General features: G+C 45.4%; 27 protein-coding genes. 17 read left to right on the top strand and 10 right to left on the bottom strand.

Going from position 1 to position 23,717, the window contains the following annotated elements; translation table 11 throughout:
- The 5 genes from KI742_RS20305 (at position 1) to KI742_RS20285 (ending at position 5,031) form a co-directional block, all read left to right on the top strand.
- Complete coding sequence (locus KI742_RS20305) at positions 1 to 1,164, top strand: VopS family T3SS effector adenosine monophosphate-protein transferase (RefSeq protein WP_025768118.1); 1,164 nt, start codon at positions 1 to 3, stop codon at positions 1,162 to 1,164.
- Positions 1,165 to 1,419: 255 nt separating this feature from the next.
- A complete protein-coding gene (locus tag KI742_RS20300) occupies positions 1,420 to 1,866 on the top strand; it encodes a type III secretion system chaperone (protein WP_285385449.1) in 447 nt (148 codons plus the stop codon).
- Positions 1,867 to 1,876: 10 nt separating this feature from the next.
- Positions 1,877 to 2,854, top strand: coding sequence for a type III secretion system effector VopR (gene vopR / locus KI742_RS20295; RefSeq protein WP_262902209.1), 978 nt, complete (start codon positions 1,877 to 1,879; stop codon positions 2,852 to 2,854).
- 230 nt (positions 2,855 to 3,084) lie between these two features.
- Positions 3,085 to 3,543, top strand: a complete 459-nt coding sequence (locus tag KI742_RS20290) for a CesT family type III secretion system chaperone (protein WP_005377211.1) — start codon at positions 3,085 to 3,087, stop codon at positions 3,541 to 3,543.
- A 9-nt stretch (positions 3,544 to 3,552) separates the two neighbouring features.
- The gene (locus KI742_RS20285) at positions 3,553 to 5,031 is read left to right on the top strand and encodes a hypothetical protein (RefSeq protein WP_025768120.1); all 1,479 of its coding nucleotides are present in this window, start codon (positions 3,553 to 3,555) and stop codon (positions 5,029 to 5,031) included.
- An 89-nt stretch (positions 5,032 to 5,120) separates the two neighbouring features.
- On the opposite strand, the gene KI742_RS20280 is transcribed toward KI742_RS20285, so the two are convergent.
- From KI742_RS20280 to vscN, 10 genes are all read right to left on the bottom strand, one after another.
- The gene (locus KI742_RS20280; RefSeq protein WP_373417447.1) at positions 5,121 to 6,023 is read right to left on the bottom strand and encodes a DMT family transporter; all 903 of its coding nucleotides are present in this window, start codon (positions 6,021 to 6,023) and stop codon (positions 5,121 to 5,123) included.
- Between the two features lie 106 nt (positions 6,024 to 6,129).
- Entirely contained in the window at positions 6,130 to 6,840 is a 711-nt protein-coding gene (locus KI742_RS20275; protein WP_021707757.1) for an AraC family transcriptional regulator, read from the bottom strand.
- A 102-nt stretch (positions 6,841 to 6,942) separates the two neighbouring features.
- A complete protein-coding gene (gene vscU / locus KI742_RS20270; RefSeq protein ID WP_151514828.1) occupies positions 6,943 to 7,992 on the bottom strand; it encodes a SctU family type III secretion system export apparatus subunit VscU in 1,050 nt (349 codons plus the stop codon).
- Positions 7,993 to 8,007: 15 nt separating this feature from the next.
- Positions 8,008 to 8,793 (bottom strand): type III secretion system export apparatus subunit SctT, encoded by a 786-nt coding sequence (sctT, locus tag KI742_RS20265; RefSeq protein ID WP_285385451.1) that lies wholly within the window; start codon positions 8,791 to 8,793, stop codon positions 8,008 to 8,010.
- Positions 8,790 to 9,056, bottom strand: a complete 267-nt coding sequence (gene vscS, locus KI742_RS20260; RefSeq protein WP_005377227.1) for a SctS family type III secretion system export apparatus subunit VscS — start codon at positions 9,054 to 9,056, stop codon at positions 8,790 to 8,792. The genes sctT and vscS overlap by 4 nt, the downstream gene beginning before the upstream one ends.
- A gap of 13 nt (positions 9,057 to 9,069) precedes the next feature.
- Positions 9,070 to 9,720 (bottom strand): SctR family type III secretion system export apparatus subunit VscR, encoded by a 651-nt coding sequence (vscR, locus tag KI742_RS20255; RefSeq protein WP_005377232.1) that lies wholly within the window; start codon positions 9,718 to 9,720, stop codon positions 9,070 to 9,072.
- Positions 9,717 to 10,685, bottom strand: coding sequence for a SctQ family type III secretion system cytoplasmic ring protein VscQ (vscQ, locus tag KI742_RS20250; RefSeq protein ID WP_017634547.1), 969 nt, complete (start codon positions 10,683 to 10,685; stop codon positions 9,717 to 9,719). The genes vscR and vscQ overlap by 4 nt, the downstream gene beginning before the upstream one ends.
- Positions 10,682 to 11,893, bottom strand: coding sequence for a type III secretion system needle length determinant (locus KI742_RS20245; protein WP_206970889.1), 1,212 nt, complete (start codon positions 11,891 to 11,893; stop codon positions 10,682 to 10,684). Before KI742_RS20245 ends, vscQ begins: the two co-directional genes overlap by 4 nt.
- Positions 11,894 to 11,902: 9 nt before the next feature.
- Positions 11,903 to 12,364: a type III secretion protein gene (locus KI742_RS20240; protein ID WP_005377236.1), complete on the bottom strand. Its 462-nt coding sequence runs from the start codon at positions 12,362 to 12,364 to the stop codon at positions 11,903 to 11,905.
- The gene (vscN, locus tag KI742_RS20235) at positions 12,361 to 13,683 is read right to left on the bottom strand and encodes a SctN family type III secretion system ATPase VscN (RefSeq protein WP_130546116.1); all 1,323 of its coding nucleotides are present in this window, start codon (positions 13,681 to 13,683) and stop codon (positions 12,361 to 12,363) included. Before vscN ends, KI742_RS20240 begins: the two co-directional genes overlap by 4 nt.
- Before the next feature lie 185 nt (positions 13,684 to 13,868).
- Here vscN and sctW point away from each other — a divergent pair, with 185 nt between their 5' ends.
- Genes sctW through vopD form a run of 12 tightly spaced genes read left to right on the top strand, consistent with a single transcriptional unit; the run spans position 13,869 to position 23,531 of the window.
- Entirely contained in the window at positions 13,869 to 14,762 is an 894-nt protein-coding gene (gene sctW / locus KI742_RS20230) for a type III secretion system gatekeeper subunit SctW (RefSeq protein WP_017821331.1), read from the top strand.
- Positions 14,743 to 15,027, top strand: coding sequence for a TyeA family type III secretion system gatekeeper subunit (locus tag KI742_RS20225; RefSeq protein WP_005377239.1), 285 nt, complete (start codon positions 14,743 to 14,745; stop codon positions 15,025 to 15,027). The genes sctW and KI742_RS20225 overlap by 20 nt, the downstream gene beginning before the upstream one ends.
- Positions 15,014 to 15,388, top strand: coding sequence for a type III secretion chaperone SycN (gene sycN / locus KI742_RS20220; protein WP_005388159.1), 375 nt, complete (start codon positions 15,014 to 15,016; stop codon positions 15,386 to 15,388). Before KI742_RS20225 ends, sycN begins: the two co-directional genes overlap by 14 nt.
- A complete protein-coding gene (gene vscX / locus KI742_RS20215) occupies positions 15,385 to 15,762 on the top strand; it encodes a type III secretion system protein VscX (protein ID WP_064368455.1) in 378 nt (125 codons plus the stop codon). Before sycN ends, vscX begins: the two co-directional genes overlap by 4 nt.
- A gap of 5 nt (positions 15,763 to 15,767) precedes the next feature.
- Positions 15,768 to 16,109, top strand: coding sequence for a type III secretion system chaperone VscY (vscY, locus tag KI742_RS20210; RefSeq protein ID WP_158156522.1), 342 nt, complete (start codon positions 15,768 to 15,770; stop codon positions 16,107 to 16,109).
- A complete protein-coding gene (vcrD, locus tag KI742_RS20205) occupies positions 16,093 to 18,219 on the top strand; it encodes a SctV family type III secretion system export apparatus subunit VcrD (protein ID WP_086013006.1) in 2,127 nt (708 codons plus the stop codon). Before vscY ends, vcrD begins: the two co-directional genes overlap by 17 nt.
- Positions 18,219 to 18,632 (top strand): LcrR family type III secretion system chaperone, encoded by a 414-nt coding sequence (locus tag KI742_RS20200; protein ID WP_053304394.1) that lies wholly within the window; start codon positions 18,219 to 18,221, stop codon positions 18,630 to 18,632. The genes vcrD and KI742_RS20200 overlap by 1 nt, the downstream gene beginning before the upstream one ends.
- Before the next feature lie 60 nt (positions 18,633 to 18,692).
- Positions 18,693 to 18,977, top strand: a complete 285-nt coding sequence (locus tag KI742_RS20195) for an LcrG family type III secretion system chaperone (protein WP_005377254.1) — start codon at positions 18,693 to 18,695, stop codon at positions 18,975 to 18,977.
- A 10-nt stretch (positions 18,978 to 18,987) separates the two neighbouring features.
- Positions 18,988 to 20,811 carry a virulence-associated V antigen gene (locus tag KI742_RS20190; protein ID WP_277987589.1) on the top strand — a complete coding sequence of 608 codons (1,824 nt, stop codon included), beginning with the start codon at positions 18,988 to 18,990 and terminating at the stop codon, positions 20,809 to 20,811.
- A gap of 12 nt (positions 20,812 to 20,823) precedes the next feature.
- Positions 20,824 to 21,309 carry a SycD/LcrH family type III secretion system chaperone VcrH gene (gene vcrH, locus KI742_RS20185; RefSeq protein ID WP_005377258.1) on the top strand — a complete coding sequence of 162 codons (486 nt, stop codon included), beginning with the start codon at positions 20,824 to 20,826 and terminating at the stop codon, positions 21,307 to 21,309.
- Between the two features lie 7 nt (positions 21,310 to 21,316).
- On the top strand, positions 21,317 to 22,516 hold the full coding sequence (gene vopB / locus KI742_RS20180; protein ID WP_285385455.1) for a type III secretion system translocon subunit VopB: 1,200 nt from the start codon (positions 21,317 to 21,319) through the stop codon (positions 22,514 to 22,516).
- A 10-nt stretch (positions 22,517 to 22,526) separates the two neighbouring features.
- On the top strand, positions 22,527 to 23,531 hold the full coding sequence (vopD, locus tag KI742_RS20175; protein ID WP_285385457.1) for a type III secretion system translocon subunit VopD: 1,005 nt from the start codon (positions 22,527 to 22,529) through the stop codon (positions 23,529 to 23,531).
- Positions 23,532 to 23,717 lie beyond the last annotated feature (186 nt).

The raw sequence follows: 23,717 nt of genomic DNA, 5'->3' as shown, positions 1-23,717 counted from the left end.
ATGATCAGTTTTGGAAGTGTTAGCGCGTTGCAGGCCGCCATGCCGCAAGCTCGTAACGAGATACTTAACGAAGGTAAGCTGAGTATTGGTGGCAAAGAATACCAAATCAACGCAGCGACCCAAGAATTTACTCGCGCCAATCCTACGAATGGTGCAGTAGCGCGATTTTTTGAAGCGACAGGAAAACTGTTTCGCGAAGGTAGCCCACAATCGGTAGCGAAAGCCCTTACAAAAGCCGTATTTGATAATGAGCAAGGACAAGCTCAGCGTTTACAAGCTGCTTCTTCTGTTGAGCATGGACAAATGTTCTTCAAGGATGGAAGCATAAAAACCGCATCAGATGTCTTAAATGCCTTTGCGAAGTTAGACAGTAAATCAGTTCAGTCGAACTCTGCTGAGCTAAACCAGTTAGCAGAGCGAGCGATGACAGAGGCAATGTTAGAAACCGATTCTGGTAAAAACCTCACATCACTGATTGGCGAAAGTGCAGCGAAGTCGCTTGCTGGACGTGTAGTAAAGGACTACGGCGGTGGTGTATCTGCAGCGCAGAAAAACCCGGCAGGTAGCATTAATCAAATGCAAGCGGTGTTTGATATGGAGGTGATGCATCTTAAATCGGCGCAACGTCATATCGAAGGTCTAGCAAGCACCGATCTAAGCCAAGGTGTATACGCTGAAGGACTGGCAGAGGACGCGTTTAACAAAAGTGGCGTAACCAATAATGTTGAAAGAGCTGCGGCGTGGATCATTAATGCTTCTAACTCTAAAGGAAACGATGCCGAAAATATTACGTCTTTACTGAAAGAATACGCGTCTAATGGTAAAGACTTATTGAATATGGAAAACCTAAAAGAGCTACACGCTCGATTGGTGCCTAATGTTGAGCGTGATTACCGAGGGCCAAATATTTCGGGTGGCACTTTGCCTTCAAGTATTGGCGGTGAGGGCATGTTAAAGCAGCACATTGAAGGCTTTTTGAAAGAGAATCCTGTAGAAGATAAAGACTTAGGTAAACATTTGTTCGCCGGAGTTATCGGGTACCATGGCTTTACCGATGGAAATGGTCGCATGGGGCGTATGCTATACGCGATAGCAGAACTTCGTAATGACTCGTTCAATCCTTTAGCTATGGATGCAGAAAATAGCCTTCACGGTATTAAGTGATTTTTTACTTCTATTTAATTTTTGGAGCGGCGATTGCCGCTCTTTTATTTTCCAGCTTAACTTTAATTTTTCTTCTCAATAAAACGGCTAATAGCAATAAAAATGAGACGTTGAAATAAAGTGTCGGTTTCTATCTCGCCATAAAATCTCTTTTATCCTTATTCGCTTATTTAAATGAGCCGTTATACCCAAGTGGCTTCGCTGCAATAAATACATCGATGTCACTTAGTTATAATAAATTAGACAGGACACAACATGGATACAGGAAAGATTAATATGCTTCTCTCTGAGCTGGGAGAAGTGCTGAACCTTGAGCGCGTGACAGCGTATGACGATCAAATGTGGTCACTGCATTTTGCTAAAAACAACAGTGTCGATGTTCTGCTCGTAGAGGAAAAAGGCGAGTTATTGATTTCCAAAAACCTGCTTATAGAACAAGATGATATTACGCTAGATAAACTTCAAGTTTTGCTTGAATACAACTTCTTGTATCGAGAAACAGGTGGTGTGCAGTTTTGTGTGAATCCAACACGCAAAGACGTTGTTCTTCAAGTTGCTATCGCGGCTGGAAGTGAACTCACCAACATTGCTAACTTAATCATTCAGTTGAATGAATTAGTTGATACTTGGGGACAGTTATTTCAAAACAACACGGTTGTAGATTTTAGCCAAACAGACGTACACGCATTTATTCAAGTTTAAGGCATCACACATGGTCAATATTAATACATCGCACATGCACTCGTTGAGTCAGTTAACGTCACATTTGGCGACACAAAATCAAGCTGACGACAAAGAAGTTCGAGCACACAACGGCAAAGATATTTTTGTTAAAGAGGGTGCACCAAAAAATAAAAGTATCAGCGCGCGTATTAGCCACCAGAATAAAGCGAAAGATATTGTAGTGAGCCTGCTTACTAAGCAGGGTATTCCTAAAGATGTTGCGAAGCTCATGCTGAAAAATGTGTTGAATGGTGAAAACAAGTTAACGCTTGGGAGCCTGAAAAATCTTGAGAGATTGTCGTCTGGCCCTAGCTCAAATTGGCCCACTGCACAAACGGCAGCCTCTTCTTCCAAAACCAATAAAGCCTCATCGAGTGTCGCGCTTATCAACGAACATAAAGCCAACCTTCAAAAGCTTGGTGATTTTGCCTGTACGGACTTAAATACGTTCGGTGTTAAGGGGTCACAGTTTTATGAAACAAAAGGAAAGCCACGACTAAAAGAGCTTCACGCGGATCAAGCGCGAATCATGCAAGATCACAGAGCGACGATGTCCGCAAACGGAGTTCAAGCTGCAGCACAAAGAGGAACCGCACCGCAATTAAGCACTCTACAGAACATTGCTAAGGCAGTACAAACCGCGAAAGCCGGCTGCTGTACTACATTTGCTTTTGCTGCCGCCGCTGAGATGATTCAAGGCATGTCAGGAACACCTGAAAGTGAACCCAAAGTAGAAGTGGTTGCGTTTAAAAAGGGTCATTCAGGTACACACCTTTATGTACTGGTTGGTCGACAAGATGGGAGCGACATAAAAGATCCATCAACGTGGAGTAAGGATGTGAAAATTGTTGACCCGTGGGCGACATCTGCATTCGGTGCACCAATGTTTGGAGATGCACAACGACCACCTGTTTCGAATATGTTCCCGCCAACAGAAGTCATTTTTGATAGCCATAAACTGGGTTAGTCAATCTGCAAAAGAAGTGAGCAAATACACCATGCTAAGCATCTAACCTTTATTGAAAGAGCAGCTCTGAGCTGCTCTTTTTTATTACTCTGGCAACTCGATTTTAGAGCGAGATTTCTGCGGAAAACCTCACAATGAAGGCGAAAAAGTGACAAAAATAAAGCCATTACCGACATCGTTCAATCTGCAATCGTTGTTCAATAGAGTTATTGAAACAAAAGGAAAAAGTTATGAACACGATTCAACAACTGCTCTTGGAGTTTTGCCAACTCAATGAGTTGCCCGAACTGAATTTTGAAGAAAATGAACGTTGTCAGCTACTGGTCGATGATCGCTACATGTTGTATTTCATCGCGACAGATACGGATGATTTGATGTTGTCTGTAACGTTCGGAGGGTTAGAAAAATCCGGTGAACAACGACTAAAAGGTTTAGAGCTTCTTGCTCATGCTAACTATCAAGGAATTGGTAGTGGCAACCTCGCACTTGCTTTAGCTCCAAATGGTCGACAGCTTGTCTTAGCAGGACGTAAACCCGTTGAGCATCTAAATACGACGAACCTTACCGCTTGGTTTCACGAAGTTATTGAACAGGCCGAGCTGTGGCAAGCGCGTTTCGCAATGTTGGATCAAGCGATTCCAACCACCTCTAATCATGAACAAGCTCATGTTCAATCACTTCGTGTGTAGGAGAGAAAAATGGTTAATACAACACAAAAAATCAGCCAAAGCCCAGTACCTGATCTAGAACAGTTTCGTGCAGTTGCTGCGCAAAAAGATGACCGAGTGATCAGCAAAAGAGGTGAAGTAAAAGAGCCTTCCACATTCCACAAAGGTCACAAGTTTGCTTCTATTCACGAAGGCGTATTGAGAAGCAAATACACTAAGTTTTTCCAAGAAAACATCAAAACTCACCTTGATTTAAAGCAGGCGCTACTTAAGCAAGAAAAACCTGAGGTTGCGCTGTTGGCTTACTCCCTAGTGAGTCCTTCAGGCTATCGCGGTGAGCCACTTACTGAGCGTAAAATCTTAGAAGTTGTCAGCCTATTGGATGAAATAAAAGTGAGCAGCGATACGTACCAGCAGCTTAAAAATACGTTTGATGCGATCAGCAAAGATCCGCGTATGCAGGTGAGTTTAGAAGCCCAGTATCCAGGAAAAATGGATGGCTTCGCTGCTGAACTGCTGCAGATGGGCAAAGAAAAGCTAAAAGGTTCTGGTGTGAACGCCGTTATTAACTTGGCATTACCTGGCGTTGGCTTATTGATTTCTACAGGTAGAGAGTTGCACAAAGCGGCCGTAAATGGTGATGCTGAGGCTTACCATCATCAGTTAGAACAAATTTCACAGCTGCCAGGGCGAGATCAACGTCTTTCTATGCCGATGCAGCAAACCTTGGCTCAAGGTCATGCGATACTGTCGGCTGAAGGTGGCATTGGAGCTACGTTAGGTATGGCGACGGGGAGCCTGGGCACGTTCGGTGTTAGCTCTGTAGCAACGGTGGGCGTCACACCGATAGCAAAAGAGGCAATCGGTTCTGCGGCAACGACTGCTATCATGAGCGGCGGTGGTTTTGTGGCGAACCAAGCTGGAGCATACGGACTAAATACAGAAGTCAAAGAACAACTCATGCAAGGTGAGATGTCTGGTGTTTTACCAAGGCTTGAAGTTTCTAATGCCAAAGGAGACTTTACCTTCAGTATGCAAGATCCGGCTTCTGTCCGCGCATTAATGGCGTACCTTGGTCCTAAGGAGAATACTGCAATGACTTCTCCTCAAGCGCCTAAAGAGGCACAAGAGATGGAAACCGCTCGATTAACACTGAAAAAGATGTTGGGTTCAGAGCCAAGTGAGCACTTGGTTCCTGACGTAGACTCTATCTTGAAGCTAAGCCCAGAGGATGCACCAAGTAAAACCGAGTCTATTGCTAACGGGGCGTTTAAAAAACTGTTAGGAGAAGATTGGGATTGGCTCATGCCAGCTGTTCGAGCGATTGATAAAGGGGAAGCAAGTAAAATAAACGAAAAGCTCACCTACAAGCTCCCCCTAGATGCAGCAAACGGACGAGTTTATCTTGATAAATGCCCAAACCTGAGTGACGTCCAATTAGATGCGCTAGAAAAACTAGGCTCACCAAGTCAATTGCGATTGATGTACTTGGCAGAAGGCTGGGTGTAATTTCAAATGGTAAAGTAGGGAGTAGGTGCTGCTCCTTACTTTATCTACCGTCAGCGTTCCTTTTTGGGGCTGGCTAATATCGGTTTAATTTAACTTTTCGACTGAAGAAACAAACACACAAGTGTCAACGTTATACCAACCCAACCAATGAAAGAAATTTCTTCCCCAACAATCGCAACTGCTAGTGCTGCTGCGATAACAGGTTCAAATAGCGTGAGTATGCTAGCTCCACTGGCTGTAACAAACCGTAGCCCAAACCCAAAAGCGACGTAACCTAACCCCATTGGAATCAAGGCCATGTAGAGCATGACCGCCGTATTAGTTGACGATGCAAATAGATTATCACCCGTGATGAAAAGTGTTGGTAGAAGCAAAACTCCACCAATACCAAAAACACTTCCCATGGCCGTTTGCGATTCAATGCCGTGGTCAATCATAGCCTTTACTCCCCATGAGTAAATGGCGTACGTCAAACCTGCCAATAGGCCAAGTAATACACCCCAATGCTTCATATCCTGATCAAATAAGCTATTTGCGGATGACTCAGAAGCCAGCAACAAGGTAATGCCAATGACCCCGATTGCGAAACTCATCATCCAGCGCTTGGTTATGGTCTGATTTCGGCTAAAGAGACACTCTAACAAAGCAGAAAAGAAAGGAGCAGTGGAGATAGAAATAACCGTACCAATAGCCACACCAGCGAATCGCATTGATGAATAAAAAGCCAGTGGGTAGGTGGCTAAGGCGATAATACTAATCAGTAACGTTTTCTTCTTATGTACGACTTTTCGAAAATCTCTCTTCAGTGACTTCGCAGATAGACATGCTTGCATAAACCCACCAATACCCATAGAAAATGCGCCAATGGCGAGAGCACTGACATCCGGTGCCAAGCTGGCAGCGGTGCCCGTCGTTCCCCACAGGGTTGAAGCAAAAAGTATGGATAAAGTTCCTAATTGATAGTCGGTGAAATGTTTTTTTAACACTGTAATTTCTACCTAGTGAATGGCTGTTTTAGGGTAGAAAGAATAAAAGAAAGCGATAGAGATTTTTGTGCTGAAAAGACGGAATACTTGTTCCAGAAGACTATTTTAGTGACTATCGGGAAAACTCTCTAGGAGACATACCAAAATGCATTGAAAACCGTCGACTAAACGCGGAAAGGTCACTATAACCAACTCGTTCAGCTATCAACTGAACTGGAAGGTCTGTATGAGTCAGTAGTGCTTTGGCTTTTTCCATACGTTGTAGTGTAATGTACTTATGGACGCTCACTTTTAGCTGCTCTTTAAAAAGCTTTTTAAACTGCGTCGGACTCAAGCAAGCGGCATTCGCTAATGAGGCAATGGTGAGTGGCTGATCAAGCTGCTCCGCGATCACAACCTGTACATCTCGAATACGCAAATCCACGGAGCGAGACCGCTTTTGCTGCTCCAGCAACAGATAGAAGGTTGCAACCATTGAGTTTTCAATTTCATCATTAACCTGATACTCAAGTTGCTTTTCGACAAACTGGATAAAGCTCAGTAGAGGCGGGCTAATCGAAAACACAGCCACACTATTATCCATCAAATGAGTGGGCAAAGTGGTCATATCCGCAACAATAAAGCGTGATGACTCTTCGGCATTAAACCCGTGAGCACAACTTTTGGGGATGACTATGCAGTCGCCAACCGCCACCTTTCCGACATAGCTATCCATATCAATATGTATGTTGCCCTGGAGAGGAAGCACCAGTTGATGATAATCACTATGAGTATGTCGGCTCATACGTTTCGTGTAGGAGCGAATGCTTAAGCTAGATTTCATAAAAACAACATACAGTTAAAGGATACCGCATTATAGCGTTGAAAGTATCGAGGTTGAAAGCTGGGCAGTTGTAAGCCCAGATCTTGAATGGGATGTGGTTTGTTAGTCCGCCTCGGACTCTAACGAAGCCAACCAACGAAGCACTTCCGCAGTTGCCTCAATAAGATCGCTTGGGATGTACTGGTCGACGTTACCGTCGGCGTATAGTGCACGAGCAAGAGGGACTTTTTGCATCACAGGCACGCCTTCCTCTTTAGCGATTGCGACCATACGTTTGGCTACCGCATCGGTTTCCATCAAAGTGATGACGGGCAGGGGCGTTTCGCCTTTCTTGTAATAAAGGCCAACCGCGATATGTGTTGGGTTTGTAACTAATACATTAGAACGTTTAACGTTTTCACGTTGATTAGAGGCTTGTAGCTCTTGGTGTAACTGACGACGTTTGCTTTTTATTTCTGGACTGCCTTCCATCTCTTTGTATTCGCGCTTCACTTCGTCCTTGCTCATTTTGAGCTTTTTCGTGTGATCAAACTTCTGGTACGCAAAATCTGCGGCAGCGATGACGATGAAGCCTACCGAAGAGATAATCATTAATTGTTTAATCATGACGCCAGTAATGGTCGGGACACATTCTAGCCCACAAGTTGGAATTTGCATTAAAGTGTTGATGTTACCGCGTAATGTCACCCAGATAATGCAGGAAAGAAGAGAGACTTTAAGGATCGACTTGATAAACTCAATCACACTCTTGAGGGAAAAAATGCGTTTGGCACCTTCGACGGGATTGATCTTTTTGATGTCGGGTTTAACGGATTCACCACTAAATAGGAACCCGAACTGCCCCATATTGGAAAAGATGGCGACGAGTGCAGCAACCAGAATAATCGGAGCGAGTAGATAGGCAATTTCTTTTGCGATGGCGATAGCGACATCGACTAGCGCATCTTGGAAACCCTGATAAGCAAGCTTACTTGGTAGGAGAATAAGCGCTGAGATGTGCGACATGTAATAATCGGCGAACGCAAACAGTACAATTATGAGCGCCAAAATTAATGCAGACGATACGATTTCTTGGCTTTTGGCAACCTGACCTTTCTGTCGAGCATCGCGTAACTTTTTTGCGGTGGGTTGCTCAGTTTTTTCTGCACTCATAAAGAATCCTAAGCGTTATTGCCAAATGGTATTGAGTTGTTCTGCGAATCGGGTAATGCCGTAAAACTGTACTTCAAAGTGATCCATCATTATTCCGAGATACACGATCAGTAAAACACTCGCGATGGCACTTTTTATTGGCATGGCAAGGAAAAAAACATTCAATTGCGGTGCAAAACGACTGATAAGCGCCAGACCAAACTCAGCAAGAAACATTGCCAACACTAGTGGAGCGGACATCAACACACCAAGCCACATAAGCTGTTCAAATTGCGCGTAGAAGAAGCTAACCCATGCGTCGCTAACGGTTGGGAAAAAGTCCACGATCGGCCAAGATGTATAGCTTTTGAATAACGCATAGATAAAAGTGACAAAGCCCCCGCCAGAGAAGAACAGGGTAATCAACGTTTGGGTCAGCAACACGGCTGTTGGTGTGGATTGTGAGCCTAGCGTTGGGTTAAACATACTTGCCATGGCAGCACCACGTTGGTTGTCGACCAGAAAACCGACCGCTTCTATCGCCCAAAAGGGGATAGCAGCAACAAACCCTATCAATAGCCCAATTAATACCTCCTTACCCAAAATCACTATCAGCCAAATGCCGTCGGTTTCTGCGGGCAAGCTTTGCTGATTAATCATCGGAAATATAAACAGCGCGAGTGAGCAAAGCACACCATTTCTCACCATGGTGCCGCCTAGCATTTGCTTGCTCAAAATAGGCAAAAAGATGAAGCATGCCATTAACCGAGGTAACGTCAGACTGTACAAAAATAAAACCTGGTGTAAGTCGTGATAACTCATCGTATTTGAGGAATTTTATCCATAGCAAGCGAGGCGAAGGCGTGGAGCTCTGCCCCTAGCCATTGCGTTGTGACGAACAGCGTAATAATGACCGCGATAAGCTTGACCACAAAGCCTAACGTTTGTTCTTGGACCTGAGTTAACGCCTGAATAAGCGACACCAATGTACCAACCAATGCTGCGACTAAAATCGGCGGTAATGACAAGTACAACACTAGGGTTAATGCTTGAGTCGTGAAATGAATGATTTCAGCAGAATGCATACTTTCTCCGTGATTAACCGTAACTCAACACTAAGCCGTGGGTGAGCTTTGTCCAGCCGTCAAGCAAGACAAAAAGCAACAATTTGAAGGGGAGGGAAATCGTCATTGGCGATACCATCATCATCCCCATCGCGAGTAGGATATTCGACACAATTAGGTCAATAGCGATGAACGGTAAGTACAACAGAAAGCCAATTTCAAAAGCGCGAGTAAGCTCGCTGACGGTAAATGCGGGCAGTAAGAGCAATAAGCTGTCCGACTCTAAACGGTCTACGTACTTCTGTGGCCACAATGTGCGTGCAGCATCAGTGAAGAATATGGCTTCGGTTTCCCGAATATGCTTTTTCAAAAATTCTCGATAAGGCTGTAAACCGCTTTCAATGAGGCCTTCTACACTTGCAGAATCTTCAAGGGAGATATCATGCTGCTTTACGTAGTCGTAGGTTTCAAACCCGACGGGAGCCATGATGAAAATTGACAGAATGATAGCCAATCCGTAAAGCGCCATATTCGGCGGAATTTGCTGTACACCGAGAGCGTTACGCAGCAGTGAGAATACAACGGCGAGTTTCACAAATGACGTCGCCATCATGGCGATAAATGGGATCAGTGCCAGCAGTGCTAAGCTGACAATGAGATTGAGCTCGTCGGGTAACTGGATCATGCTGGCTCCTGCGTGCCACCGAACAGCTCCAGTACGCGCACACCTAAATGTTCGTTAACATTAACCAGTTCACACTCACCAATGATTTTGCCGTTGGCACGCAATGTTACCGGCTTAGATACAGGCTGGTTTAGCTCGAATACGTACCCTGGCTGAAGCTGGTTAAGCTGCTCTAGCGTGATGGTTTGATGGCCGATATCAAACGTGAGTTCCACAGGCAGTTGCTGGTGGTCGGTTAACATTTCTGAAGTGTTTACGTCATTCATATTGGTTTCTTTTTCCATAATGTGAAGAGTTTGGTCATCCAGTTGGCAGCGCCAGAGATTCTGGTTAGATACTTGAAAAATGGCTTGTTGCTTGGCGATGTAACCATCGTCAAAAAAGATGACATCTCCCAGCTCGAGCGAATTAAATTCGCTTAACGTCAAATGGGTCCTTCCAAGACTTAACCACACAGGTAAAGCGAGGTGTCGAGCTTGTAGAGCAGCGCTGTTTGGTAGCGCATCCAACAACACGTCTGATCCTTCGCTAACCCACAAACAAAGAGAGCCGTTAGGCTTATTGAGGGTTAACATTAAAGTATGCTCTTGGGCCTGGCTCGCCTCTAACGGCTGTAGTTGACTAAGAATGGGTAACTGACCAAATAGCGCTTTGATTGCCTCACTATGCGGTTCTATCTGTGAGCTCAAAAGTGCTAACTGGAGGGAGTTAGGCAGGGACTCAAACGCAGTAGCATTTAAGGTCGATTTCAGCCAATGTTGGAGCTGCGCACGAGAAAAGTCTACTTGTAGGGTTTGCCCTCCAATCAACGTGGTTAAACGGAACCCTTCAAATGAAGGGATTTGAGCAACAGTAATCGATACGCTCTGACCATCAGTCCCTTGGAAGTGGCACTGTTTTGCACAAAGTTGATTGCTGAGCGCGATACTTTCTGCATCCACTTTGGGGATTATTAACGGCGTCATAGGTCATTCTCCGCTTGCCATTCTTCATACACGCTGCGTTGTTGGCGTGAGTGTTGTTGTTCATGTTGTTGTTGATCGAGCTGTTGAGTTTGTTCGCTGATCGCTAAGCGAAGTGGCTGCTCACCGCCGAATCGGTTTAGCCGTTCAGCAAGATCTTGTCTAGCTTGCTGGCTAATAATGGAAAGGGCATGCTCTTGTCGAATCGTCACGCTATACCCTTGAGCGTCCAACTTGATGTGGATTTCACCACCTTTTAATTGCCCTTCACTTAGAAACAGCCGAACCTCTTTGTTGTCCGATGCGGTTGGCAGAGCAACATAGATTTTGTCCACCAATTGCTGGAGTAATTGGTTTACGTCTCGCGTTGGGCTTGGTTGAGCCTGCGAAGCAACACTTTTTAGGATGACATCGCCTTGTGTTACCGCACTTGCAAAGGGCTGAGAGGGCACTTTTTCTTCATCCGTTTTAACGGCGAATAGTGCGCTTTTCGTCTCGATTTTTTCAAGAGGCTTGGTTTCAGGCAGGCCACCAGTTTGGTCTGGTCGTTTGCCTGTATTCTGTAGCGACGGAGTTGCACGCTTATTGTGCGTTTTTTCAGTTTGCTTTTTCGTTAAGCCAACAATGTTAATCCCATATTGAGCGAGCTCTGTCTCTGTCGCACTTTGGGGAAGCAAGCCAGATTCAAGCGTAGAGAGACAATCCGGCGAGGTATGTTTATCCATCGGCGTCGGTTTATCATCTTTCAAATGAGCTTGAGCTTGAAAGTGAGGATCAACACGCTCGGTAGAAGGGGAGCTTAGAACTGTGTCGCCATCGCTTTTTCCATCATTTTTAAGCAATTTATTGTTTTCGCTAATTATTTCTTCGCTATTTGCTGCGTCGTCTTGCGGTTTCTCTATATCTCTCTTAGTGACGACGTCACTTTTACCTTTTAAAGTGGAGGTGTTTTTGTCAGCGTTGGCTTCTTGGTTCGATAGGTTAAGTTTCTTATCTAGACCTTGAGATGTCTTATGCCTTAGCGGTATGTCTTCTTCGCCAGTATGATTTTTTTGGGGATTCGCAACGATAGACTCCTTTCCCTTGCTAGGCTTCTTCGTCATTGCATGCTCGAATTGTGATTGAAGCTCGGCCTCCTTCTCGAGAGGCACTTGTTCCGGCGTTGATTTGTGCAGCGTATTCGATGTTTCAGTTGTTGGGGTAATGCGCATAGTGAACCTTTAGATAATGTCGACAGTGCGAAACTCTTCCTGTTCGAGTTCTTCTTGGTATTGCCTTTCTCGCGATTTTTCCGCGACTTCTTGTTGCTGCAACTGAACGAATTTTTCTTTGGTTTTATGGGCTTGTCGCGCCTCTTTTTGCTTTTCTTTAAGTGCCGAGCGTTCGATTTCAAGCGCTTTTTTTGACTCGGCCACACGTTGTTTAAGTTCGGCTTCTCTCTCTCTTAACAACGCGATTTCTTGTCTTAATGTTTCCAGCTCTTTAAGAACGAGCGTTTGTTGTTTTGCTTTAGCAAAACGTCGCTCTTCTTCTTCCTGGCGCCAAACGTGATAGTCCGCGACAGAACGTTCGGCCTTTTGAACCTGTGCTGCGGCGTTTGACACTCGGTATTCTTGACGCTTGACGGCTTTATCCGCACGGTCAGCGCGAATTTTTTTGATTTCTAATAAGCGTTCTATCATTGTTTCGCCATCCCTTTAAGTTGAGCGATAGCGCCATCAAGATCGCTTGGTTCATGAGTGCCTTGGCGTAAAAAGGCGCGTATATCATCACTTTGTGCAATGGCCATATCCGCTCGGCTATCTGCGCCATGTTGGTATTCGCCAATTTTGATTAGCAGTTCAACTTCTTCATACTTAGCTAACATTTCGCGAATATGAGCAGCAGACACCTGATGATCGGATTCAACGATTTGATTCATCACTCGGCTTGCTGACCGAAGTACATCAATGGCGGGGTAATGGTTCATTGCCGCAAGTTTGCGCGAGAGAATGATGTGCCCGTCTAAAATTGAGCGAGTTTCATCCGCGACAGGCTCCGTCATGTCGTCACCTTCCACCAACACGGTGTACAGTGCTGTAATTGATCCTTTGTCTGATTGTCCAGCTCGTTCCATCAGCTTTGGCAAAGCGGCAAAAACAGAAGGTGGATAGCCACGTCGTGTTGGTGGCTCGCCTGCGGCTAGTCCAATCTCCCTCTGTGCGCGGGCGAAACGCGTCACCGAATCCATCAGCAGTAGCACGCGTTTACCTTGGTCACGAAAATATTCTGCGATAGAAGTGGCAACAAAGGCGGCTTTGGCGCGCTCCATTGCTGGGCGATCAGAGGTAGCGACCACTAAAACCGATTTGGCCATACCTTCTTCGCCTAGGTCATGCTCAATAAACTCGCGCACTTCGCGTCCACGTTCACCAATCAAAGCGAGAACGGTCACGTCAACTTCTGCGGAGCGAATCAGTTTTGCCAGTAGGGTACTTTTACCCCCGCCAGCCGCTGCAAAAATACCCATGCGCTGACCTTCACCACAGGTCAGTAGCCCATCAATGGATCGAACGCCAAGAGAGATTGGCTTTTCAATCAGTTTACGTTGCATTGGTGGTGGCGCATCGCGATAAACAGGATACCAAGCACTTGGTTCCTGACTTTGCGTACCATCGAAAGGACGCCCAAGCCCGTCAAGCGTTGTACCTAACAGGTGGTCGCCAACACCCACTTCGTGCATTTTGCCCATTGGGCTTACTTCTGTATTTGAGGAAATCCCAAACATATTTCCTAACGGGGTGAGCAGAGCGTGATGCTGCTGGAAGCCAACCACTTCCGCTAACAAAGACAGAGTTTGATCGGGATTACGCAACTCACACAGTTCACCTACACGAACGCCAGGGACGACAGCTTTGATAATGGTGCCGGTGACTTGTGTAACGCGCCCGCGAATTTGGATCAAACGCGTGTGTTTAATCGCAGATTGTTGGATATCAGTGATGTATGAGAAATCGTTCAAGGTAAAAATATGCGCAATGATTGATGCTGAGAGGATAGAAAGTATAAGAATCAATTTATAGTGAATATCAGTCGGGAGTTTTTAGAAAACTGAAAGCGCACTAAAAAAACACGTCTGATTTTGACAGCTTCAAAAAAGCGCACTTCCTATAATTCGCCTGTATTGTGCGGAAGGAGTGCAAGTGAATGAGTATTATCAACAATCATATCGCAACAAATCCAAAGTTTGATGCGTCTATCCAAAACGGGTTGGAATCGTCTCGCCCCGACGTTTCACAAAAAGGCAATTATCGCGGTGAAACCGTCCGTGTTCACAATGCCACACAATCACTTTTTGATGCGATGGAAGAACTCACTTCACTCGGTTCCGAAAAAGCAGAGAAAGATCTGACCAAGCGCAAAGTGAAAGACAGTGGTGTTCGAGTTAATGAAGCACATGAACTCGTTTCGGACTATTTAAGAAAAGTCCCTGATCTTGAAAAGAATCAAAAGATCAAAGATTTGGCTACAAAAATGGCGGGAGGAAATATCTCGACCATCGCGCAATTACAAGCCTACTTGAATGGGTTTTCCGAGGAGAAAAGCCATCAATACCTCGCCCTAAAAGCCGTTAAAAAGTTTTTGAGTGCGAGTCCAGAAAGTAAACACCTACTAGCGCTGATTGACCAAGCACTTCTAAGAATCGAGCAAAACCCAGATACATGGTCTCAAATTGATACGGAAATCCGTGTCTCAAATTTTGCTGATGAATACAGCCAAGAGCAAGAGTTTAGCTCTTTGCATCAGCTGCGCGGCTTCTACCGCGATACCGTTCATAGTTATCAAGGGCTCGGCGCGGCTTATCAAGATGTAGTGGCGCGCTTTGGTGAGCAGGAGGTATCGACTGCTGTTGACTTTATGCTGCAAGGCATGAGTGCAGATCTTAGTGTTCAAGGTAGCAGTATCGATTCGGTTAAGTTGCAGTGGTTGATGTCCGATATGCAAAAACTCAAAACTCTAAATACGTTGCAAGATCGTGTGAGTCAGCTGTTCCAAATGTTTAAACCGGAAAGGACGAATTATGGCTTATCAAGTTTCTAATTTGATGGCTGATGTGATTGCGTTGGTAGAGCAGCGATGGGTAAGCAGTGATGAGATATGGAAAGTCGCCAACGCAATGGAATTGACGGCGGTAGAACAAAAAATCGATTTTTTTCGAGAGTTCCATAAGTTAGTTCGCGCAATCCCAATTGACGTATTCGCCGATGAAGAACAACGACAGAATTTAATCCAAGCGGTACAAAAGGCGCTAGACGAAGCCATTGATATAGAAGAAGAGGAAGCGTGGGAAGATGAGTTGGATTGATGCATCCGTCGATGAATTTTGCCGAGGAATGGGGCTCGATGCCGTCGATTTCTCATCAGCTGGACGGGTGCAGCTGGATTTTGAGCAAAGTGGTACGCTGCATATTGAGCGACAGGGTGAGCAGTTATTCTTGATGTTGTCTCGAGCGTTATCTTGGCATCAAACCAGTGACATGATTCAAAGTGCACTGTGTTTGTGTCATGCCGATCAAGGCTGGCCTTTCGAAATTAAAACCGGCTTGTTAGATGAGCAAACTCTGGTTTTTTCAGCAAGGCTAAAAGGAGAAGAAGTAACACTTCCGACCTTAGAGCAAGCGTTTACGCTTTTGGCTCGTCTGCATAACGATGTGGCAGGCTCATGACTCGAGTTAGCACTTTAAACGTAGGCATAGAAGCCTTCACGCATGTTACTCATAGTGAGGTTAAGGCCGATTTCCCTGAACGGTTTCAATTACTTCCGGATGGACAGGCGGTCGCTACGCATTTAGAGAAGCTCTATGACCTCAGGCCTTCAGACCAATACCTAATCGCGTTAACCAAGCCAAAATTGTTGCACTCAGAGTTGTTGCGTCCAGAAAAGTACCGCCAACAGTTCGATGAAACGTTGGCTCAGCTGCAAGTTCTTGCACAGGACTCAGGCTCCGTTTCTTTTATCAAAGCATCCGAAACGCTACAAAGTACACAACTTGATCAGCGTTACCTCACTATGGCGCTCAATCTCCTTATTCAGGTCTAACCAACATGTTGAGATCCAAAGACATTGAACTCTTACTTGTTCACGCTGCGCTACAAGTTCAATACCAAAAGCCAGAGCATGCCATTTCTATTCTCGATGCGGTTCTAGAAATAGAACCGCATCACAAAGAGGCGATGCAAACACTTGCTGTGGCGTGTTTACAAAGTGGTCGATATACCCGGACGATTGAGGTGTGTGAGCACTTATTAAAATCCGACCTTCATCCTGACTCGGCAGGACTCTGGTTTTGTTTAAGCCAAGCGCGTTGGAAACAAAATGACGTCGATGGGGCACGCCAAGCGCACCGACGCTATCTGCAATCTTTAAATAGTGAATCACATGAATAAGTTGATCGATATTCTAAACAAAGTAGGGCAACGCAAAGACATCATGCTTGCGGTGATGTTACTCGCGATCGTCTTTATGATGATATTGCCACTTCCTACCGCACTGGTGGATGTGCTGATTGGCACCAACATGAGCATTGCGGTGGTGCTGCTTATGTTAGCGATTTACATCACCACGCCACTTGAGTTCTCTGCATTTCCTGCGGTGCTATTGATCACGACATTGTTTCGTCTGTCTTTATCTATCACGACAACCCGCTTGATCTTGCTACAAGGCGATGCTGGTCAAATCGTTTATACATTCGGTAACTTCGTTGTGGGCGGTAACTTAGTGGTCGGTATTGTTGTGTTCCTGATCATTACCATTGTTCAGTTTATGGTGATCACCAAAGGCTCAGAAAGGGTAGCAGAAGTTAGTGCGCGCTTCTCACTCGATGCGATGCCTGGTAAGCAGATGAGTATTGACGGTGACATGCGTGCTGGAGTAATTGACGTACACGAAGCTAGGCACCGACGATCACTGATTGAAAAAGAAAGCCAAATGTATGGCTCGATGGATGGCGCGATGAAGTTCGTTAAAGGCGACTCCATTGCGGGTCTGGTCATCATTGTGGTCAACATCTTAGGTGGCGTCACGATCGGGGTAACGCAAAAAGGCATGAGTGCTTCTGAAGCACTTGAGTTATTTGCGATTTTGACCGTTGGCGATGGTTTGGTGTCGCAGATCCCGGCACTCTTTATCGCGATTACCGCCGGTATTATCGTGACGCGTGTTTCTCATGAAGACTCTTCTGATCTTGGGTCGGATATTGGTGGGCAGGTGATTGCTCAGCCACGTGCGCTTCTTATTGGTGGTGTGCTTTTGGTGCTGTTCGCACTCATCCCTGGGTTTCCAAAAATCACTTTTCTTGTCTTGGCCGCCGTGGTTGGTGGTGGTGGTTTCTTCCTTTTCTATCAACAGAAAAAACAAGCTGAATCAGATAGCACCGACTTATCAAGCTTTGTTTCGCAAGGGGCCGGTTCGCCAGCAGCGAAGCCAAGCAAACCCACTCCATCTAGAAACAGTAAAGGCAAATTAGGTGAGCAAGAAGAGTTTGCCATGACGGTCCCACTCTTGATCGATCTTGACGCGAGCCTTCAGGAAAGCTTGGAAGCGGTCGCATTAAATGAAGAGCTAGCAAGGGTTAGACGCGCACTATATCTCGACCTAGGCGTGCCTTTCCCAGGCATCCACCTGCGCTTTAACGAGGGGATGCAAAATGGCGAGTACTTAATTCAGTTACAAGAAGTCCCGGTTGCACGAGGACGAATTGTTAAAGATCAACTCTTGGTGACAGAAGGGAATGAACAGATCGATTTATTAGGCGTGCCTTATGAGCAAGATGAAGATTTTCTACCTGGTATTTCTAGCATTTGGGTGGCACAGAGTTATGAGCAAAAACTCGTAGCCAGTCATGTAGGTTTTCTCACACCCGACAGAATTTTAACGTACCACTTGTCTCATGTTCTCAAGGAGTACGCACAAGACTTTATTGGTATTCAGGAGACGCGTTATCTGTTGGAGCAGATGGAAGGCAGTTATTCGGAGCTAGTCAAAGAAGCCCAGCGTATTGTTCCGTTGCAAAAAATGACGGAAATCTTGCAACGCTTGGTTTCTGAAGACATTTCTATCCGAAACCTTCGCGTGATCTTGGAAGCGATGGTTGAGTGGGGCCAAAAAGAGAAAGATGTTGTACAGCTGACGGAGTACATTCGTTCCAGCTTAAAACGTTACATTTGCTACAAATACGCGAGCGGACAAAACATGTTGCCCGCTTACTTATTGGATCAAAATCTCGAAGACACAATACGCAGCGGTATTCGTCAAACCTCAGCAGGGAGTTACTTGGCGTTAGATCCGTCAGTAACGCAACAATTTGTCAGTGATGTGAAACAGACCATTGGTGACTTAAGCCGCATGCCGAATAAACCTGTGCTAGTTGTGTCTATGGATGTACGCCGATATGTGCGAAAGCTTATTGAATCGGAATACTACGATCTGCCCGTTTTGTCATTTCAAGAACTAACCCAGCAAATCAATATTCAGCCACTTGGAAGGGTGGGGATGTAATGAAAACAAAACTAATACTCTCGCTGGCGCAAGCGGGGATCGAAGTGACGCCATACTTTTGGCAACAAAGTGAAATTCAACTTGGTTATCGAATTGAAGTTGAAGGCTTAGAGCTCGTTTTTCGGGTGGAGGACGGTGAAATCATCATCGTTCTTCTGAAACGCGTTCGTCCCAAATTGGGGTTGAGTAACCCCTTTGCCGGCTTATTTCTTTTGGCTGAACATGCCATTCAACTTTATCCCTCCGATTGGGTCATTCGCGGCAACGTCGATGTGTTACGTGGTAGCAACATGAGCAGCCAGCGATTGGCACAATTCTATCTAAAAGCATGCGGTGCAAGCCATGATGAGCTAGACGACTGGTACTGTTTACGCCTAGCAGATTATAGACCTTTGAAAAAGTTGAAAAAGTAAAAACTCACGACTGTTACTGACAGCACCGATGAGATGACCCGCTTTAAGATAGGAATCAAGATGAAGCAACCGTTTACCGATGCGATTGAGAACGCTGAGCTTGCCATTAGAAAAGCTGAAGACAGAACCGATATTTTTAACGAGCTATTGGAAGGCTTAGGTGTTGGTCCTGTTGCGGGTGATGTTTTACTTGGCGGCATAAAAGCACCAGTAGATACCATGAAACGTGCAGAGCAAGAGCTAATAGACGAAGTCCAGCGCCGCCGGCAACAACAAACTCAGCTACAAGGTACGTCAGGTAAACGCAGAAAGCGTCCCACAGTGATGCGCGGCATGATGATTTAGAGGTTTGGAAATGACGAATATGAAAACGACTGGCTCTACGATAGGAGCAACAGACACAGCTGCGAGTAGTGCACCATTACCCACTTTCCAACAAAACTTGATAGAGGCATTTACCCCTGTACTGGGTGAAGCAGAGACTCAGCAACTTGCCTCTCTAATCTCTTCATTGCCAACTATCTCGGGACAAACGGAATCACAAAGCATCGCGCTTTATGTTGATACACTTGAAAACCTAAAAGCGAAAAATAACGCGTTTGCTGATATATCATTGACCGACACCGCATCTGTTTGGATAAAGTCGCTACAAAGTGCTAACTCAGATGGCGAATTAACCGCAGCCGAGTTTAATGCTCAAACAAACCAAACGCTATCAAATCAGTTTCAGGCTTGGTTTAGTAAGTTACTGACGGAAAACGTAGATAGCTCGTTATCTACTGAGTTTGTTAGTCAATTTAATCTGGGCACTCAGAGTAACCAAGCGGAGCAGATCGCCAACCTCTCCGAGACAGGTCTGGCTAATGCCACCAAAGAAATTTCTCTTTTTGTTGCAGAGCTTGCTAATCAAATGGGCTCCCGTGAAGTGAGAGATGCTTCTATTTCTTTTCTTCGCAATGCCTTTAGTAGCCTAGGTTCCGTTAATCTCGCGCAGCTGAAGAGCTCGGACTTTCTGTTGACTAAAGAGAGTTTCGCCCTTCAAGTCTCAGCTCAATTAAAAAGTAGTTTTCAAGGCATTGGTATTACTTTAAGCACCGATGACGCAAGTGCGCTAGCTAGCAGAATTACCTGGACTCCTGGTATTTCTAAACAGCAGCTTAAAGAAGCGTTAGATGAAATGGCCGCTCAAGTGAAAGGCCAATATAGCGCAGCTTATGGTGAGGCGAGTGGAACGAACAATCTAAAAGCAGCACTTAACACTGTTATTGGTGGAACTGAGCCTTTGACCCTTTCTAGTCTGTTCGCCAACTTCGCGGTGAGTTTAACAAATATAGAAATCGACGACTTTTACCAGGACAGAGCGATAGCCGATGTCCAAAAGACACAAATAACGGCAGCTCAAGTTAATTTGATCAAAGAAAACACCGAACGAGATATCCGATTACAGTTTGAAAAAATAGTAAAAGGTGAATCTACCGGGGCTTCATTTACTGAGCGATACGAGGCATTGCGCAAGAACTTAGGGGCATTGAAAGAGCGTCTACTCAATATCACCGACAAAGAGAAAGCGGATCGCGAGGTGAGAGCAGAGCACTCTCTAACGGCTCGTGATTTGTTGGCCGTTGTTGAGTCCAGCATTGGAGACCGTTTTGATGAGCAAGTGCTGCTTGCGCTAAATGAGCGTCGTGTTAACCGTTTAGAGAAACGTAATGACCAGAAAGAGGCATTAGAGGATCTCACAATACAGCTTAAAGTTTTTGGTGTTGTGCAATCAAAAATTCACTCTACGCAAAGTGTTGATGGGGTTTATAAACCGGGATATCCAGAAAGTAACTTCAAAGCGAGTGACTTTAACTACAGCAATCAAACGGATTTTGAAGCTTCACCTGAGTACAAGTATTTGACGGATAATAAAATAACAAACCATCGAGACTTCCTTCAAACACAAGGTATTACTATCGGTGATGGTGCGTCGTACCAAGACGAAGAGAAGTCGAAAAAGCTGTCTAATTTTTCTAGTTCTGTCAGTGCTAAATCCAAGTTGCTTAACGATGAAGTGCAAATCAAAACCACTGAGCTGAACGACACCAGTTCTCAATACAACTCGACCGTTGAAGCGATGAACAAGTTTGTTCAGAAGTACCACAGTATTTTACAAGAAATCCTACGAGCCATTTAAGGATAACCAACCATGACTAAAACAAACGCGACCGATCCATCTCAAATGCAAGCAGAAGAACTGCTGTCTTTTTTGGAAGAGGGAGGCACGCTAAAAATGTTGCACGATGTGTCTCAGGACACCATCGAACACATTTATGCCGTAGGTTACAACTTTTTCCAATCGGGAAAGATTGAGCAAGCAGCGAAAGTATTTCAATTACTCAGCATGCTTGATCATTATCAGGCGCGATTTTTCATTGGCCTTGGCGCGGCTCGTCAGGAGTTGGGTGAGTATCTGCAGGCAATAGACGCCTACAGCTACGCAGCGCTAGTGGACGTAAATGATCCACGCCCACCTTTTCACTCTGCTGAATGTCACCTTAAACTGGAACAACTGACAGAAGCAGAGAGTGGGTTTTACAGCGCGAAGGAGATGTCTGCCGGAAAATCACAATATGCAGATTTGCATGAGCGTGCAGGCATCATGTTAGAAGCGGTGAGAAATAAAAAGGAGTAATTAGACTATGAGTTCTATTGCACTTGACCGCATCCAGACACAGGTTTATAGCCCTGAATCTGGCCAAGCCACGTTAGATAACGTGCAGAAAACGGCGTCTACAGCGACGCCTTCTGTGACGGTAGAAAACGTGAAGAGTAAAGATGCAGATGTACTGAACACCGGAAAAGTAAAAGTTCAGTTAGATGCACCTAACGCAGCTGTTAGTGACAAAGTGAATGATTTGACGCTAAAAGCCATGGCACAGCTGCAAAAGATCGTCGATACCATTGCAAAATCTCTCCATGCAGTTGCAGACCAAACAGGTTCGATTGCCGTCAAAATCATCGCAGGATCTGCTGATGATTTTGAAGTAGAGCTTGCTGCTATCACGGATAAACTGAAAAGTGCTCAAAACGAGCTGAAAATTCAGGAAGTGAAGGTCGCAAAAGCTAAGCACGAAAAAGAGATGGTGGAAAACCAAGACAAAATCAAAGAATCGGAAGCCGCTGCAAAAGAAGCCCAAAAATCAGGCTTAGCAGCGAAGATCTTTGGTTGGATCAGTGCGGTGGTTTCTATTGTTGTTGGTGCCGTAATGGTGGCAACGGGTGTTGGTGCAGCAGCCGGTGCACTTATGATCGCTGGTGGCGTCATGGGAGCAGTGAGCATGGCGTTGCAAGAGCCAGCCGTTCAAGATGCGCTAAAAGAAGCGGGCGTAAATGTCGATGTGCTAAACAAAGTCTTAATGGCATTAGAAATCGCCGTCGCGGTTATCGGAGCTGTTGTGACGTTTGGTGGTGCAGCTGCTGGCGGTATCGCGAAACTTGCAGCAAAAGGTGCTGGTAAGGTAGCTCAAAAGGTCACGGAAATCGCTACGAAAGCCGCTGCAAACATGGCGAAAGTGGCGGATATGGGCACAAAAGCTGCGACAACAACAGCGAAAGCGATTCGTTATGGCGCAGAAACCGTCGATCTTGCCGTCAACGTGGGTAAAGGCGCAACGGACAGTGTCCACGCTGCTAACAATGCTCACGTGACAGAGATTCAGGCTGATATCACAGACCTTCGAGCCAAAATGACGTTAAGCCAGGCTGTCATTGATAAGCTCAAAGAAGAGATTGGTAAGTTGATGGAAGACTTCCAAGAGCTGATGAGTCTCATCATGCAAATGATTCAAGCGAAAAGTGAAACTATGCAAACGGTGTTAAGCCGTCCTGCAACGGTATAAGGAGTTTATTATGCTAGATAAAGTAGGCGGAACGGGTCGTGGTGAACTATACGGTTTAGGCGACACCATTAAAACCAACAAAGCAGAAAAAGCGCCGGAAACAAAGCTTGAAGCGGGCGCCGTTAAAAGCCAAAGTGAGTCAGGTGTTTCTGGTGCAGCACGCTACCAGTTAGAGACACCTAAAGCTTCTACAGTGAGTAACCAAGCTCAAGTTGTTGCAAACCTAATGAGCGCTCTTGCACCGACGGTGAGCTCATTAATGAGCACAACGATGAAAGCGCTTAACGGTGAGGAGGTGATCAAGTCACCATCAGATGCGGTATCACAATCGTTGACGCTATTAACATTGTTGTATCAAGTATCAAAGCTGAGCCGTGAGCAGCAAGTGCTACAACGTGAAATTGCTGTTGAAGCAAACGTCGCGAGTTTAGAAAGCCAAGCGGCAGAACTCAACAACTCGGCAAGCGCGATGATCGCGATGGCAGTCGTTTCGGGTGTACTAGCGGGTGCTACCGCAATTATTGGTGCCCTTGGTTCTTTCAAAGCAGGGAAAGAAATCAAGAATGAAATGGCGAGCAATAATGTACTTAAAACGCAAAAAGCTGGCTTCGATCAAGCAGAAGAGTTATTAAATAACAATAGCTTGTCTAAAACGCAGCAAGATCAGGTTAAGCGTGCGCACTCACTAGCGAAAGACAATATCGCAGACACGACAGCGCAGCTGACAAGTGGTGGCCGTAAGTTCGATAAGTTGATGAGCTCAAACCAAGCGAAGAACGCGATTCTTCAAGCTTTGGGCCAGATGGCAAACTCAGCATCGAATGTAGAGCAAACCAAAGCGCAAGCGCGCAGCAAAGATGATGAAGTACAAGCGACTCGCGCACAAGCAGCCAAACAGAAAGCCGATGAAAACATTGGTTTCCAAGAAGGCTTATTGAAAGAGCTACGTGACTTGTTCCGATCTATCTCAGATAGCCAGAACCAAGCGTGGCGAGCATCAGTCCCAACGGTGTAACCATCCGTTTCACTAACTACAAAGCGTTGTTTATACAACGCTTTTTTTATGGGGTTAAAGTATAAACGCTATTTATCAGCAGGTTAAGTTGATAAAAAAGTATATATCTATAAATCAACCTCTAAGGATGAGAACTCAAACGTTATCAAATTGTTAACGATTGCTATACTTAAACGGTCATCAACA

This window comes from Vibrio sp. D417a, assembly GCF_030248595.1.
GTDB classification, from domain to species: Bacteria; Pseudomonadota; Gammaproteobacteria; order Enterobacterales; family Vibrionaceae; genus Vibrio; species Vibrio alginolyticus.
The sequence above is the reverse complement of the archived record's forward strand: the minus strand, read 5'-3'. Positions and strand labels throughout refer to the sequence as shown.

What these genes read in the sequence shown, in the direction of transcription:
- vscQ (WP_017634547.1), bottom strand. Translation starts at nt 10,685, where the DNA reads ATGACGCCGTTAATAATCCCCAAAGTGGATGCAGAAAGTATCGCGCTC.
- KI742_RS20190 (WP_277987589.1), top strand. Translation starts at nt 18,988, where the DNA reads ATGACGAATATGAAAACGACTGGCTCTACGATAGGAGCAACAGACACA.
- KI742_RS20240 (WP_005377236.1), bottom strand. Translation starts at nt 12,364, where the DNA reads ATGATAGAACGCTTATTAGAAATCAAAAAAATTCGCGCTGACCGTGCG.
- vscX (WP_064368455.1), top strand. Translation starts at nt 15,385, where the DNA reads ATGACTCGAGTTAGCACTTTAAACGTAGGCATAGAAGCCTTCACGCAT.
- KI742_RS20200 (WP_053304394.1), top strand. Translation starts at nt 18,219, where the DNA reads ATGAAAACAAAACTAATACTCTCGCTGGCGCAAGCGGGGATCGAAGTG.
- vscY (WP_158156522.1), top strand. Translation starts at nt 15,768, where the DNA reads ATGTTGAGATCCAAAGACATTGAACTCTTACTTGTTCACGCTGCGCTA.
- KI742_RS20285 (WP_025768120.1), top strand. Translation starts at nt 3,553, where the DNA reads ATGGTTAATACAACACAAAAAATCAGCCAAAGCCCAGTACCTGATCTA.
- KI742_RS20290 (WP_005377211.1), top strand. Translation starts at nt 3,085, where the DNA reads ATGAACACGATTCAACAACTGCTCTTGGAGTTTTGCCAACTCAATGAG.
- vopD (WP_285385457.1), top strand. Translation starts at nt 22,527, where the DNA reads ATGCTAGATAAAGTAGGCGGAACGGGTCGTGGTGAACTATACGGTTTA.
- KI742_RS20275 (WP_021707757.1), bottom strand. Translation starts at nt 6,840, where the DNA reads ATGAAATCTAGCTTAAGCATTCGCTCCTACACGAAACGTATGAGCCGA.
- KI742_RS20300 (WP_285385449.1), top strand. Translation starts at nt 1,420, where the DNA reads ATGGATACAGGAAAGATTAATATGCTTCTCTCTGAGCTGGGAGAAGTG.
- KI742_RS20225 (WP_005377239.1), top strand. Translation starts at nt 14,743, where the DNA reads ATGGCTTATCAAGTTTCTAATTTGATGGCTGATGTGATTGCGTTGGTA.
- KI742_RS20305 (WP_025768118.1), top strand. Translation starts at nt 1, where the DNA reads ATGATCAGTTTTGGAAGTGTTAGCGCGTTGCAGGCCGCCATGCCGCAA.
- vopB (WP_285385455.1), top strand. Translation starts at nt 21,317, where the DNA reads ATGAGTTCTATTGCACTTGACCGCATCCAGACACAGGTTTATAGCCCT.
- vscU (WP_151514828.1), bottom strand. Translation starts at nt 7,992, where the DNA reads ATGAGTGCAGAAAAAACTGAGCAACCCACCGCAAAAAAGTTACGCGAT.
- vscR (WP_005377232.1), bottom strand. Translation starts at nt 9,720, where the DNA reads ATGATCCAGTTACCCGACGAGCTCAATCTCATTGTCAGCTTAGCACTG.
- sycN (WP_005388159.1), top strand. Translation starts at nt 15,014, where the DNA reads ATGAGTTGGATTGATGCATCCGTCGATGAATTTTGCCGAGGAATGGGG.
- KI742_RS20195 (WP_005377254.1), top strand. Translation starts at nt 18,693, where the DNA reads ATGAAGCAACCGTTTACCGATGCGATTGAGAACGCTGAGCTTGCCATT.
- KI742_RS20245 (WP_206970889.1), bottom strand. Translation starts at nt 11,893, where the DNA reads ATGCGCATTACCCCAACAACTGAAACATCGAATACGCTGCACAAATCA.
- vopR (WP_262902209.1), top strand. Translation starts at nt 1,877, where the DNA reads ATGGTCAATATTAATACATCGCACATGCACTCGTTGAGTCAGTTAACG.
- sctT (WP_285385451.1), bottom strand. Translation starts at nt 8,793, where the DNA reads ATGAGTTATCACGACTTACACCAGGTTTTATTTTTGTACAGTCTGACG.
- sctW (WP_017821331.1), top strand. Translation starts at nt 13,869, where the DNA reads ATGAGTATTATCAACAATCATATCGCAACAAATCCAAAGTTTGATGCG.
- vscS (WP_005377227.1), bottom strand. Translation starts at nt 9,056, where the DNA reads ATGCATTCTGCTGAAATCATTCATTTCACGACTCAAGCATTAACCCTA.
- vcrH (WP_005377258.1), top strand. Translation starts at nt 20,824, where the DNA reads ATGACTAAAACAAACGCGACCGATCCATCTCAAATGCAAGCAGAAGAA.